General features: G+C 35.7%; 11 protein-coding genes and 2 pseudogenes. 4 read left to right on the forward strand and 9 right to left on the reverse strand.

Translation table 11 applies throughout. The annotated features are described in order from the left end of the window. Window positions 1–153: 153 nt before the first annotated feature. Window positions 154–1,302 (reverse strand): pseudouridine synthase, encoded by a 1,149-nt coding sequence (locus AAHI02_RS03605; protein ID WP_346985477.1) that lies wholly within the window; start codon window positions 1,300–1,302, stop codon window positions 154–156. A gap of 102 nt (window positions 1,303–1,404) precedes the next feature. On the opposite strand from AAHI02_RS03605, the gene aroB reads away from it, so the two are divergent. Together aroB and AAHI02_RS03615 are read left to right on the forward strand one after the other, a co-directional pair. After that, window positions 1,405–2,451 (forward strand): 3-dehydroquinate synthase, encoded by a 1,047-nt coding sequence (gene aroB, locus AAHI02_RS03610; RefSeq protein WP_346985478.1) that lies wholly within the window; start codon window positions 1,405–1,407, stop codon window positions 2,449–2,451. A 270-nt stretch (window positions 2,452–2,721) separates the two neighbouring features. Continuing rightward, on the forward strand, window positions 2,722–3,408 hold the full coding sequence (locus tag AAHI02_RS03615) for a porin family protein (protein WP_346985479.1): 687 nt from the start codon (window positions 2,722–2,724) through the stop codon (window positions 3,406–3,408). Between the two features lie 83 nt (window positions 3,409–3,491). Here AAHI02_RS03615 and purF read toward each other — a convergent pair whose 3' ends face one another. From purF to AAHI02_RS03645, 6 genes and pseudogenes are all read right to left on the reverse strand, one after another. Beyond that, entirely contained in the window at window positions 3,492–4,991 is a 1,500-nt protein-coding gene (gene purF, locus AAHI02_RS03620; protein WP_346985480.1) for an amidophosphoribosyltransferase, read from the reverse strand. 64 nt (window positions 4,992–5,055) lie between these two features. Then, window positions 5,056–5,414: pseudogene (locus tag AAHI02_RS03625) on the reverse strand (four helix bundle protein). Between the two features lie 37 nt (window positions 5,415–5,451). Further along, window positions 5,452–6,171 (reverse strand): phosphoribosylaminoimidazolesuccinocarboxamide synthase, encoded by a 720-nt coding sequence (gene purC / locus AAHI02_RS03630; RefSeq protein ID WP_042722941.1) that lies wholly within the window; start codon window positions 6,169–6,171, stop codon window positions 5,452–5,454. 28 nt (window positions 6,172–6,199) lie between these two features. Beyond that, window positions 6,200–6,895, reverse strand: coding sequence for a DUF3307 domain-containing protein (locus AAHI02_RS03635; RefSeq protein ID WP_346985481.1), 696 nt, complete (start codon window positions 6,893–6,895; stop codon window positions 6,200–6,202). Between the two features lie 2 nt (window positions 6,896–6,897). Further along, window positions 6,898–7,503, reverse strand: coding sequence for a SatD family protein (locus AAHI02_RS03640; RefSeq protein ID WP_346985482.1), 606 nt, complete (start codon window positions 7,501–7,503; stop codon window positions 6,898–6,900). A 515-nt stretch (window positions 7,504–8,018) separates the two neighbouring features. Then, a complete protein-coding gene (locus AAHI02_RS03645) occupies window positions 8,019–9,431 on the reverse strand; it encodes an amino acid permease (protein WP_346985483.1) in 1,413 nt (470 codons plus the stop codon). Window positions 9,432–9,906: 475 nt separating this feature from the next. Here AAHI02_RS03645 and AAHI02_RS03650 point away from each other — a divergent pair, with 475 nt between their 5' ends. Further along, window positions 9,907–10,416, forward strand: a complete 510-nt coding sequence (locus AAHI02_RS03650) for a DUF4920 domain-containing protein (protein WP_346985484.1) — start codon at window positions 9,907–9,909, stop codon at window positions 10,414–10,416. Between the two features lie 78 nt (window positions 10,417–10,494). On the opposite strand, the gene AAHI02_RS03655 is transcribed toward AAHI02_RS03650, so the two are convergent. Next, the gene (locus AAHI02_RS03655) at window positions 10,495–11,604 is read right to left on the reverse strand and encodes a M14 family zinc carboxypeptidase (RefSeq protein ID WP_346985485.1); all 1,110 of its coding nucleotides are present in this window, start codon (window positions 11,602–11,604) and stop codon (window positions 10,495–10,497) included. Between the two features lie 840 nt (window positions 11,605–12,444). On the opposite strand from AAHI02_RS03655, the gene AAHI02_RS03660 reads away from it, so the two are divergent. Then, window positions 12,445–12,993 carry a helix-turn-helix transcriptional regulator gene (locus tag AAHI02_RS03660; protein WP_346985486.1) on the forward strand — a complete coding sequence of 183 codons (549 nt, stop codon included), beginning with the start codon at window positions 12,445–12,447 and terminating at the stop codon, window positions 12,991–12,993. Between the two features lie 75 nt (window positions 12,994–13,068). Here the strand turns inward: AAHI02_RS03660 and AAHI02_RS03665 are convergent. After that, a pseudogene (locus AAHI02_RS03665) lies at window positions 13,069–14,242 on the reverse strand (proline dehydrogenase family protein). Between the last annotated feature and the right edge of the window lie 26 nt (window positions 14,243–14,268).

Below are 14,268 nucleotides of genomic sequence, written 5' to 3' on the forward strand. Positions count from 1 at the left end.
AAGGGAAAAATTCAGTTTAATGATAAAAAAATTAACGAAATTCGATTTTATCATTAAAGATTAAATGGAATTAAATATAACCATTTAAAACTTAAATTTAAGGTATAAAAAAAGACGCCGGTTCAGCGTCTCTATTATTTGTAAATACTTATATTAAAGCATTTTAAGATTATTGACTTCCTGTTCTGTAAGGATTCTCCAGTGTCCTCTTTTGATATTCTTTTTGGTAAGTCCTGCAAACATCACTCTGTCAAGTGCTTCCACTTCGTATCCTAATCTCTGAAAAATTCTTCTGATCACACGGTTCCAGCCAATATGGATCTCTATTCCTATTTCATTCTTAGGTTTTCCTTCGATAAAAGAAATCTGATCTACTTCTGCTACCCCTTCATCCAGACGAATCCCTTCAGCAATAAGCTTCATGTCTTCATGAGTAAGTTTTTTATCTAAAGTCACATGATAAATTTTCTTCGCATCAAAAGACGGATGCGTAAGTTTTTTGGTCATATGCCCGTCATTTGTTAAAAGAATAACTCCCGTTGTAGAGCGATCAAGCCTTCCCACCGGGAATAATCGATAAGGTGAAGCATTGGCCACAAGATCCATCACTGTTTTTCTTGCTTTGTCATCTTTTGTGGTAGAAATATATCCTTTAGGTTTATTCAAAAGAACATAAACAGGTTTTTCAGGGGTAATATTCTGTCCGTCAAAAACAACTTTGTCCGTCTTCTGAACCTGATATCCCATTTCAGTTACCACTTTTCCGTTGACCTCAACAAGTCCCTGTGTAATAAGATCATCCGCTTCTCTTCTGCTGCAGATCCCTGAATTGGCGATATATTTATTCAGACGAATAGTGTCTTTATGTACATCCTTTTCAATTTTGTTCAACCTCCTTTTCTGTACAAAAGATTTATTTTTATCTTCACGGTTTTCTGTTCCCGGTCTTTTTCCGTATTTCAGGCTGCCTCTTTCGTATTTATCTCTGGTATCAAAATTATTGGGTCTGCTTCCTCCTCTTTTCGGTGCAGATTTTCCAAAAGATTTTTTTTCTTCCCCTGAACTGGTTATAAAAGGTTCCTGTTCCGTTTTTCCGTATTTCTTATCCATTCGAGCCTGGTAACTGGTGTCACCGCTTCTCCTCGAATCTGAATTTCTCTCTCCTGCTTTCGGGAAAGACTTTTTAAAAGGTTTTGACTCTGAAGAATTTCCAGATCTGGAAGCACGAGAATTATCAGAATTTTTCTTGGTTGAAATTCTTGGTCTCTTTGGTCGTTCTGAATTATTATTATCTCTGCTCATTCTAAAAATTTCTGCAAAGATAGTATATTTAATAACGAGTTAAAAATTAAGAATCATAACTTTGCAATATAGTCTTATGTTAACTAAACAGAAAACCCAAAAATGATAACAGTATTAAACGATAATTTTTCTCAGTTAAACGATTTTTTACATTCAAAATCTTTCAGCAAGATCTTTATTTTGGTTGACGAAAATACGCATGAATATTGTCTTCCTGTTCTGTTGGGAAATCTGGAAACGGATCTGGCTTTTGAGATTCTTGAAATCGAACCGGGTGAAGAAATGAAAAACATCACGACGGCCAACCAGCTCTGGGAAATCCTTACAGAAATGCAGGCGGACCGTAAAGCTTTGGTAATCAATCTCGGAGGCGGTGTGATTACAGATATGGGAGGATTTGTAGCGTCTACTTATAAAAGAGGTGTTCCGTTTATTAACATTCCTACTACCCTTTTGTCTATGTGTGATGCTTCCATTGGTGGGAAAACCGGAATTGACCTGATGCATTATAAAAATATGGTCGGAACATTTACTTTCCCGGAACAGATATTTGTTTATCCAAAATTCCTGGAAACCTTACCTTATAAAGAATTAAGAAGCGGTTTTGCAGAAATGCTGAAACATGGTTTAATTGCAGATGAAAAACACTGGGAAAATCTTATCCATATTTCTAAACTTGATTTTGAGTCGGTTATTCCTCATATTTCTACCTCTATGGAAATTAAGCAAAATGTTGTTCAACAGGATTTTCATGAAAAGAATATCCGTAAAACGTTAAATTTTGGGCATACCATCGGTCATGCTATTGAAAGTTTATGTTTAAATCAGGGAAATCCTATTCTTCACGGTGAGGCTGTCGCTATGGGAATGATTACCGAAACTCATCTATCTTTTTTGGAAGGGCTTATCTCGGAAGAAATCTGCAACATTGTTATTGAAAATATTCAGAAATGTTATCCTTATCTGGACATCAGTGATTTTAAAGATAATGATATCTTCGAATTGTTGATTAATGATAAAAAGAATACGGACAGTAAGATCAATTTTTCATTGATTTCAGGAATCGGATCCTGTACATTTGATTATCAGTGCAGCAAGAAAAATATCTCCTCTTCCCTGGATTTTTACAGAAAACTGAATGATGCCTAGAGATTTTTACGGCTGATAAAGCCTAGAATCATTAAATATTTAACAAAATTGTCAATTTAGAGTATTTCTAAACATACATTTAATTAAATCTATAAAAACAAGTAATACAATAACTTAGCATTTAATTCCATTATTACTAAATACTGTTTTTCGCTGACATTTATCATAATTTATTTTTTTGGCAAGCAATTTGAAAGATACTCCCCGTCAAATTGATTGACAGTAGTAAAATTTAAAATTAGAAAAAGTAAATTATTAAAAATTACAGTTATGAAAAAGTTAATTTTAGGAATAGCTCTTACAGCTGGTTCATTAGCGTTTGCTCAGACTACAACAGGTTCTTCAACAAGTCCAATTAGATTCGGTGCGAAAGCAGGAATGAACGTAGCATCCCTTTCTAAAGATGCAGGTCTTGAAGATCAAAAATCAAAGATTGGATTTAACGCAGGTGTTTTTGCCAACATTCCGTTAGCAAGTTCATTCAGCATCCAGCCGGAGGTTATGTATTCTCAGTATGGTGCTAAAATCGAAAGCGTAAATGAATCTACAGTACTTGGTACTACAACAAGAACAGTAAACTCATCTTCTACACACTTAGATTATATTACAGTACCAGTAATGTTCCAATATAATTTCGTGCCTAACTTCTATGTGGAAGCAGGTCCTGAATTCGGTTTCAACGTAACTGCTAAAAACAAAGGAGACAGAACTGTGACTACTAGCAACTCTTCAGGTAGCTCAAGCGCAACAACAAGTTATTCAGAAGATATTGATAAGGATAACATCAATACTTTTAACTTCGGTATCGGTTTAGGAGCAGGATATTATTTCACAGATAATATTGGTATCACAGCAAGATACGTAGCAGGTCTTACGGATATTGCTAAAGACAGACCAAGTGGCTCTGATGCTATCAGAAACAATGTTTTCCAAGTTGGAGTAGCATTTAAGTTCTAGGAATTAAAACAATTTTGATTTCAATAAAAAGGTCAGGTTTTATGATTAAACCTGACCTTTTGCTTTATATAAATGGAGATATTTTAACTAAATAATTCTACTTCTTCACCTTTTCCTACAGGATATTCTTCCGTAAAACATCCGAAGCAGTGATTGGCAGAGCCTAAAATCTCTTTTAAATTTTCTACACTTAAAAACTCTAAAGAATCTACTCCGAGATAATCTCTGAGTTCAGGTATCGTCATATTCGCTGAAATAAGATCATCTTTCGATGGGGTATCAATCCCCAGATAACAAGGAGCTATGATCGGCGGAGAAACACTTCTGAAGTGGATTTCTTTTACACCGGCATCTTTTAAGATTTTAACAAGCCTTTTGGAAGTTGTCCCTCGAACAATAGAATCATCGATAATAACAACTCTTTTATCTTTTATTTCTGAAATGATCGGGTTCAGCTTAAGATTTACCACTCTTTCTCTCATTTCCTGAGTAGGAACGATAAAACTTCTTCCGATGTATCTGTTCTTAATTAAAACAGGACGGAAAGGTATCCCTGAAGCCTTGGAAAAACCGATTGCAGCCGGAACTCCCGAATCAGGAACTCCGATGACAACATCTGCCTCTACCGGCGCCTGATGCCAGATCTTCTCTCCCGATTTTTCTCTGATTTCATAAACGTTAATATTCTCTAACGAAGAGTCAGGTCTTGCAAAGTAAATATATTCAAAAGAACATATTCTCTGTTTTCCTTTTGCTTCATCTGCCATGTAAGAATGTAGTTTTCCCGGTTCGTTTTCATTGGTATAAACAATCTCACCAGGTAAAATATCACGAACATACTGAGCGCCTACTGCGTCCAATGCCACAGACTCCGATGCAACAACATAAGATTTTTCGTCTATCGCTCCCAACACAAGAGGTCTGATCCCGTTGAAATCTCTGAAAGCAAAAAACTTATTTCTCGTCATTCCCACCACCGAATAAGCTCCCTCAATCTTTTCCATGGTCATTTTAATGGCACCACGAAGTCCGAGATCAAGGTTTTTCTGGATTAATCTCAGGATCACTTCAGAATCAGAAGTTGCTCTGAAAACAACTCCTTCCGCTTCCAGCTCTGCCTTCAGCTCTTTTGCATTGGTAAGATTACCGTTGTGCGCAATCGAAAGGATGATCTGGTCATATTCATTCTTTGCAAAGAAAGGCTGGAAATTATACTTTTTCTTATCTCCTGCCGTGGTATATCGGGTATGTCCGATGGCAGAATTTCCCATAAAAGTTTCAGGATCATGGATCTCTTTATAAACGTCCAAAACCAAACCTTCATCTTTCATATTGGTAATTTTTCCGTCTTTTAAAACAGAAATACCACACGCTTCCTGGCCTCTGTGCTGTAATGCAAAAAGTCCGAACTGTGAAAGTGAAAACGTATCGAGATCACTATCAGAATACATTCCGAAGATACCACACTCCTCATTCGGAGCATCCAGTCTCTCTTCTTCCTGCGTTCTGAAAAGATTTCTCCCGTAGGTCTGAGTTTCAAACTGTTTTAAATATTCACTTTTATGAATGTCTAAACTTTTCATTTCTATTTTTTCTAAATTAGAAGTTAGTTATTAGATGTTAGAAATTAGTCTAAGTTAACTTCAATTATAATTTTAAACTTGTCTTTAATGAGTAAATCATTTTCTGTATCTCAGCTAAAAGCTCTTTTAAAAGAATTATTTTAGTTTCAGAAATAAAGTTTAAATCTATTAATAATTGTAATTGTGTTTGTAACTCATAAGTTGATCCAAACGCAATCCCAAGAAATTGATAAATTCATTCTTACTATTTCTTCCTGCTCCTTCTGCAATATTTGAAGGTATTGAAACAGCGCATCTTCTAATTTGAGATAGTAAACCAAATTTTTCTTCACTTGGTAAATCAGCGGTAACCAAATAAACTTCTTTTACTAAAGTCATTGATTTTCTCCAGACTTTAAGATCTTCTATCCGATGCGATTTCATACTAGCTTCTAATGTCTAACTTCTAACCTCTCAGAATTTATTTACCTAAAGCTTGTTTCAATCTGTTATAGATCTCAACATATGCTTCAGTTACTTCTCCAAGATCTCTTCTGAATCTGTCTTTATCCAGCTTTTTCATGGTATCTTTATCCCAAAGTCTGCAAGTGTCCGGAGAGATTTCGTCTGCTAAGATGATTTCACCATCTGAAGTTTTTCCTAATTCAATTTTAAAATCGACTAAGATGATATTCATTTTGTCGAAAAGATCGATCAGGATTTCATTGATATCTGAAGTCAGTTCATACATTTCGTCAAGCTCCTCATACGTTGCAGCACCTAAGAAAACGGCGTGGTGATCATTGATAAGCGGATCTCCCAACTCATCTTTCTTATAGCAGATATCGAAAATCGTAACCGGAGATTTGATCCCTTCTTCCACTCCTAATCTCTGAGCCATGCTTCCGGCAGAATAGTTTCTTACTACCATTTCCAAAGGAATAATTGATACTTTTCTTACCAGCTGCTCTCTTTCGTTCAATTGTTTAATGAAATGAGTTTTGATCCCTTTTTCATTTAAATATTCAAAAATAAGAGTCGTGATGGCGTTGTTCATTTCTCCTTTAAGATCTACAGATCCTCTTTTTTGAGCATTAAATGCAGTAGCATCGTCTTTGAAACGCACGATTACCTGATCAGGATTGTCGGTTGCAAATACCTGTTTTGCCTTACCTTCGTACAACATTTCTTTCTTTTCCATTTCTAAATTGTCTTTATTAGATTTATATTTATTTGATTACTATTCCCATTAAAACTGCCATTCCGAAGCTGAGGAGCGTACCGATGAGTACATATTCCGTGAGCTTTCTCTGTTTGGCCTGTGCAAGATCGCTGAATCTGAACACCGACTTTGCTGCTACCATAAAACCTACGCCTTCCCAATGATCTACCATAATAAAGGTAAATACCAGCAGACGTTCAAGAATTCCAATATATTTTCCAGCATTTGATAAAGAATCGGTTTGGATATTACCGGCAGTTTCCGGAGCGGGTGTCCATGAAGACAACAATATCCTGATGATTACGGATGCAGGCGTCGTTAAAAACAAAGCTGCTCCCAGTATTTTTAAAATAGTATGATCCTTGAGAAAATCAAAGCTGAATTCGTTACTGTAAAAAGATATTGCTGCAATGACCAAAACATGCAGAGCCTGATCAACAAAAAACCAGCTTTTTTTATTCTGAACAGTTTGAAGGCTCAGTTTTGCAGCATCTATGATAAAATGTGAAATGCCTACCAAAACAGCAACCCACCAAAGCTGAATATCCCAGAGAAACGCAAAGCTCAAAACCGTATGAATCAGCACATGAATGTACAGATATATGCTTTTCAGCTTTTTGCTTTCCTTGTCTGCAACCCATGAATCCGGCTGGAGAATAAAATCTCCGAGTAGATGCGCCAATATGAGTTTAATAAAAATCATGCTTAGAGTTCTGAAATTTTCTTTCTGAAATATTGATTGGTTTCCACGATGAGTTCGTAGTTGGCACGCTTCAGCCTCTGGCTTACCGAGGACTGTGAAATGGCAAATTTTTTCGCAAGATCTTCCTGTGTGATCTCTTTATTCATAATCATTTCGTGAATGATCTCTGCTGTTGCCATCGTCCAGTTGTCAAAATCTTTAGATGACCATTTCAGTAAAATGTTAAGATCCCTGTCTACAGAGTCATTGGAAGTTTTGATAGATACGGTGTGGCCGTCATTTTTAAGATCGTTGAGAAGTCTTCCTGAGTGAACGTAAGCGGTTCCGTTGGATTCTGTGATCTTATCTGAAGAGAAGTTTTCTTCACCGATACCGATGGCAATTCTTACATCTAAGTTTTCCTGACTTTTAATTAATGATTTTATCGCTAAGAAACGCCAGAAAACATCGTCGATATTACATTTAAACTGAAATTCGTCTCCCCTGTAGATTTCCCATGTGTTAGGGGCGCTTCCCCAGTTTTCGAGAAGATTTTTAAGTCTGGTAATCCAAACTTCCGTATCCGCCTGTTGTGAATTTATAATATCTCCGGTAATGACCGCTATCATTCTGCAAATATAAGCATAATTACTTATAAACAAAAAATATAAGGTGTACCCCTTATAGATATTAAGTATTAGCGAATCTGCTTATATCGATTTTAATGTGGTTTTCTGTTTATTGTATGTCCAATAGCAATGATACATACGAATACCCTACAGCGGCATCCTTTTGGGTTGCGGCTACAAGTCCCTCTCCTCGGGAGAGGGATTTAGGGTGAGGAAAAAAGATTCAGCTCCAGAAAAAATAAAACGATCCGGGTATAAATCTTGAGTCATTTCCTTCCTCTTTTTAAACTCATACTTATGATCCGTTAAACTCCTGCGCAGGAGTTCACCAACTCTTGCTTAAGAGTTGAGCAACTTGTGCTTAGGTTTTTGTCAACTCCTGCGCACGAGTTGAAAGACTTATAAGTAAGGATGTAATTTTTGGATATAATCTTTATTTATTACATCTGCCAATAATCGGTTAAAACAACTCTGATTAAAGAATGAATTACTCCATATTTGGCAGCCTTCCGGGATTACTGCTGAGGATTTTTCCTATTGATAAAATAATATACCGGAAGACCAAGTAAAACCATCACAAAACCAGGCCAGGTGTACTGCTGCTTGTAGATCAATAATAATATACAGAAGCCCGTCCCTATCAACAAATAGATAACAGGCGTAACAGGATACAGCCATGTTTTGTAAGGCCTTTCCAGCTCAGGTTTTTTAAATCTTAAATAAATAACCCCGAAAACGGTAATCATGTAGAACAAAACAATGACAAAGGAAATCATATCGAGAAGGTTTCCGTACTGCCCGCTAAGACATAACAGCGAAGCCCAGATGCCCTGCATCCAAAGTGCATTTTCAGGAACATCATTTTTATTGTTCTTTTCGGCCTGTCTGAAGAACATTTCGTCTTTGGCCATGGTCTGAAAAACTCTTGCTCCTGCCAGAATCAATCCGTTGTTACATCCAAACGTGGAAACCATCACAAGAATAGCAATGATAACAGTTCCTGCACTTCCAAAAATAAAATGAGAAGCGGCAACTGCTACCCTGTCGTTTTCTGCGAAGGCAATCGAGTCTCTGTCGAGGGCATTAAGGTAAACATAATTAACGGCAATATAAAGGATCATCACCGCTGTCGTGCCGTAGATCATTGATTTTACCACATTTTTCTTTGGGTTTTCAATTTCTCCCGATACAAACGTTACGCTTTCCCATGCTACGGAACTGAAAACCGAGCCTACCATCGCTGCAGCGATTCCTCCAAGAAGGGTCATCCCGCCGATAGGTTCCCAACCTTCTTTCAGGAAATTACCAAAGCTGTCTTTTGCAAGATTATTAAAAGCATCATACCCGAAACTAAAATTTTCTGCAAGCTTGGAAATGTCTACCAAAATAAATCCTGCCGCAATAAGTCCAAGCAACGCAATAATTTTAGATCCAGTAAAAACATTCTGAAGTAATTTACCACTTTCAACGCCCCTTGTATTAATGTAAGTAAGTAAAAGTATAATCGCAATGGCCAGCATCTGGATCCACGTAATCTTGAATTCACCACTTTGGAAAATCGGTGCTGCATCATTGAGAGAGGGAACCAAATAAGCGGTAAATTTGCCGAAAGCCATAGCCACAGCAGCAATCGTTCCGGTTTGGATTACCGTAAAGAGACCCCATCCGTAAAGAAATCCCATCTTTCTTCCAAAGATCTCTTTGAGATAAGTATATTGCCCACCCGCTTTAGGAAATAAGGCTGAAAGCTCACCGTAGCTTATCGCTGCAGCAACTGTCATGATTCCTGTGATAACCCAGACAACGATCAGCCAGAAGCCCGATCCGAGGTTACGCATCATATCAGCACTTACAATGAATATTCCGCTTCCGATCATTGAACCCATTACCAGCATAATGGCATCCCATAGTTTTAGTTTTTTCTGCATAGTGAAGTATAGGCTTCAAATATAAATAATTATAGGATTAGTTTGTTTTAAATTATGACTAAGGTGTCTTATTTGTTTTTAACGCAACGGTCGCAAGGATTTTATTGAATAACAGGAAGCATATTTTCCGGTCGCTAAGGCATTTCACTCAGCTAATGAGAGCACAGTTTATTGAATGATCAAGAGGCATTTATTGTTTTAACGCGAAGGGAGCGCTAAAGTTCATTGAATAACAGGGAGCATATTTTTCGATGCGAAGGCGTTCTATTCAGCAAAGGCTTACGTATAATACGCTGCTATCATTTGCTGAGTGAAACGCCCTTACGAACAAATTAGCAGGATGATTGATTATTTCTTTGCGGACTTTGCGCTTAAAAATAAAGCTATACTCACAGAAAGATAACCCGTTTTTTATCAGGTATTCAGCAATTTTATCATTCAGATTTTATTAGTACTTTTGAAAAAAATATTAAAAATGAAATTCAAATCATTATTATTGACAGTTGCAGTAAGTTTTTCCACTTTGGCTTTTGCACAGGAATCAAAAAAATTCGGTCCACCGGCAGGAAATGCTGTTGTGGGTGATACTTATGGCGGAGGCGTTGCTTCTAACGCAGAATCTAAAGCTATCTCTGTAGATAAGCTAAGCAAAAAGCTGAAGAAAGACAATAAGAAAGTCGAAAATGTTGCCATAAAAGGCAAAGTAACAGATGTATGCGATAAAAAAGGATGCTGGCTGACCATTCAGACAGAGGACAATTCTCAGTTCTTCGTAAAGATGAAAGATTATGCTTTTTTTGTTCCGACCGCTTTGAAAGGTAAGAATGTAGTTCTGGAAGGTTCTGCAGAAAGAAAAGTAACTTCCGTAGACGAACAGAAACATTATGCAGAAGATGCTAAGAAGCCTAAGTCTGAGATCGATGCTATCACAACTCCGAAAGAAGAGATCAGGTTTGTAGCCAACGGAATCAAGGTTGTAAACTAAACTTTTTTCACCAAACAAAAAGCCTTTAACGGCTTTATCATAAAAACAAAAGCGGACCCATTATGGATCCGCTTTTTTTTAGTCTTCTATTATGAAATTTACTTCTGTATCAAGTTTGGGATATTTAGTAGGAGAAACAAATTTTTTCCCGGTACAGTCTATTTCCAGCCATCCTTTTCGTTTCTTCACATCTCCCACTTCCATAACAAAAGGGATAAAAGATATATCATCTTTGCCATCTTCTTTTATTTCGTGGTACTGAACAGCAATATCCAGGACACACTCATGATCGGTATTCAGTTTTACATTTCGGTAAATAATATCGTAATGCGTTTCCTTATTTTCCGGAATCTCCAGATAAGTTTCCCAGCCTTCTATGCTTGAATTAAGTTCAACGATTGCTTTTAATGCATAATATAATGCGACAGCGTAATATTTTCGGGTTTCTTTTCTTGTGTAATCATTTATAAAATGTCCTCCTTCAAAAAGAATTGTAGGCATTCCAGCTTTGATGAAATTATCTCCGGTAGAAGCAGGATAAAATTCATCAGAATATCTCCCGATCTGGTTTGGGATCATCTCTTTAAGATGATTATAAACATTGGCGATTACAGCCATACATTTCTTTCTGTTTTCTGTAATGGCACGTTCAACATTTTCAGAAGGGGCTAAAAAAGAAAGCGTAGAAGGATGAATTCCGTCAGTTGTAAAAATCGTTCTCTGCTCATGAAGGTTCAAAGCATAATTATATTTTTTCTTTGAGGCAACTTCTTTTAACACTTTAATCTCCTTGCTTGCTTCATTGTGAAAATCCCTGTTAAGATCAATATCCGAAGCATTCATTCTGGTCCATTTTTCTGACCCGTCGGGATTTAGCATGAATATAAAATCAAGCTTTACAGCTTCAAACAATGTATCTTTTAATTCCGGAGCTTTATCTAAAGTCGTCAGAAGATCGAGCATAGCATGAGTAGCATTCGATTCATTTCCGTGCATCTGCGACCACGCTAAAACAGATATATCTCCATTTCCTATGGTCAATTGATAGATAGGTTTCTCCAAATAAGATTTACCGATCTCCATAATATAACTGCTGAGATTCGTCTGTAGGTAATAAAATAATTTTTCGGGTGCAATATAACGATTAGGGAAGTTAGTATTCTGCTGATATATCTGTTCAAAAGTCATTGTGTAATAATTTACAAGAGTCAAATTTAACGATTTTTTGTCAAAATATATGATTAACATTTGTAATTGAGTTAAACAATGTTAATTGCCAAAATGTCTGTGGATAAAATTGTGGATTAATAATAATTCAATACTATATATTTAATTATCTAAAATTGAGTTGTTTATAATTTTTACTTAAATGTTAATTTTATGATTACTTTAAGTAGTAAAAACTGTGGTTTTCTACATTTGCGTGTAATTCTGTCAAACAAGTACAGCTGTGGAAAATTTTAAAATTCATTCAATATACAAATGTGAATTGTTAATAATTTAGAAGTTTAAATCCTAAATTCTGATGAAAATTGAAGAACTTTTAAAAATGTAACTTATTTTAATGATTGAAAAATATAGGCATATTTTAGTTTTGAAATGTACTATCAAATATCAATGTTAATAGTACTTTACAGGGTTCATTATATTTAAAATTATATGATTTATCGATTATTTTAGCGGTTAATCAGAGATTTACGGATATCTACTCTATTCTCTCAGATATTTGCCGCCAAAAGCCAGCTATCATCCACTAACACTAAGAAAATTATCTGCAAATTATCTCTAATTAATCAATATTTCACTTACTTCATGTAATACTTGAAGTACAATCTAATATATTACAGTCTGTGGAAAATTTGTTAAATAAAATTTCTTGTATTATATTTATTTAAGTATAATGTTTTGATAATCAATTGTTTATTTATTTACATTTGTATATCAAAATACTTGAATTTAATTTACTTTTGTATTTTGCAATTGTAAATTTTATTTTTACATTTGTAAAGTGAATATAAAGCGTATTTTATGAGTCTAAATGAAAGAATTTCTAAGGTCATTGATTATTCCGGGCTGACTCCTTCTGAGTTTGCCGATGAGATTGATGTACAACGCTCTTCCATCTCGCATGTAACATCCGGAAGAAATAAACCGTCTCTGGAATTTATCATCAAAATAAAGTCCCGCTTTCCGGAAATTCTTTGGGATTGGCTCGTAACCGGTGAAGGTCAAATGCTGAAATCAGATTTGCAGGAAATTAAAGAAGCTGAAAATAAAACTCATGATTTACCTGAAGAAGAAAAAACAAAACCTACTTCTCTTCCGGATCTTTTTACAATGATGAATGATGATGAAGATTTTGGCATTGAAGAAAAAGAAATTGAAACTGAGAAAGTAACCTCCGGAGAATCGTTTATATCATCCCAACGTAAAGCACAGGAAAAAATATCAGATTCTCAGCGATTAGAAAATTTCAACATTCCATCTATAAACCAATCTGCTGGAAATCAAGGAAGTACTATAAAACGTATTGTTATTTTTTATGATAACGGAAAATTTGAAAGTTTCGAGCCATAAAAGTGGTAAAAATTATCGATCATAAAAAAACCTTGCAAATTGCAAGGTTCTATCTATATTAAAAAAAACAGAAAATTATCTGCTTTGCTTTCTTCTTTCAAGTTCTTTCTTGATAAGACCGAGCTCTCTTCCGGTCTGCCCGGCTACAGAAGTATTTTCCTGCGCTCTTCTGGTAAGATACGGCACAACATCTTTTACAGGTCCGTAAGGAAGGTATTTCGCCACATTATATCCCTTATCTGACAGGTAAAATGTAATATTATCACTCATCCCATACAATTGCCCGAAATAAACATGAGGATTACCATTTTCAAGGTTTTTATTCTTCATTTTATCCATCACAAGCTCAGAAGAAATTTCATTATGTGTTCCAAAAAAAGCTGAAACTTTATCCAGATGATTCATCACAAAATCAATTCCTGCATTATAATTTTTATCAGAAGCTTCCTTATTTGGCTGTATCGGATCAGGATAACCTTTTTCCGCAGCTCTCGCACGCTCTTTTTCCATATAAGCACCACGAACGATTTTATAGCCAATAAAATATCCTTTCTCCCTTGCTCTCTGTAATTGCTCCTCCATATACTCCAGTCTTCCGGTGCGGTACATCTGAATGGTATTCCAGACGATAGGTTTTTCCTGGTTGTATTTTTCCATCATCTCTTCGCAAAGCTGATCTGCAGCATCCTGCATCCAAGTTTCCTCAGCATCTACCATTACTTTTTTTATCATTTTCATGGCATAATTTACAAACCTCATCAAATCTTCTCACTACTCTTTCCCATTCTTCTTTCTGGCTTGAAGTTAATTCTGCATTGTTCCCAACAGCCTCATACAAATCTATTCTTCCGAAAGCAGTGGGTTTAAAAACAATAAAAGGAATAGCAGGATTCCCAACGGAAAATTTAACGATATCTTTGATCTCATTGCATACTGCATCAAATGTTTCTTCATCTTCCTTTCCTTCAATAGAATAATCAAAAATACTCCCTACACCTCTTTTAAAAAGCTGCTTTACAGCTTTCATACTTTCTTCACGTGTTTCTCCACCGCAAAACTGTTCAAATAAAGTATTTTTTACAATTCCGGTAACGAATGGAAAATTGTTGTGAACGGTAAAATTAAGGACAGAAGTTCCGACTTTTGTGAGTGAAGGCTGTTCAATCAATTTGAACATCCAATACGCTTTTCTTAACTGTGCATCAGATTTATCCGCAAATGCGATTTTAGTATCGTTAAAAATGGGCATTACTTATATAAATTTAAGGTTCTGCA

The organism is Chryseobacterium sp. POE27, assembly GCF_039727685.1.
GTDB lineage: Bacteria > Bacteroidota > Bacteroidia > Flavobacteriales > Weeksellaceae > Chryseobacterium.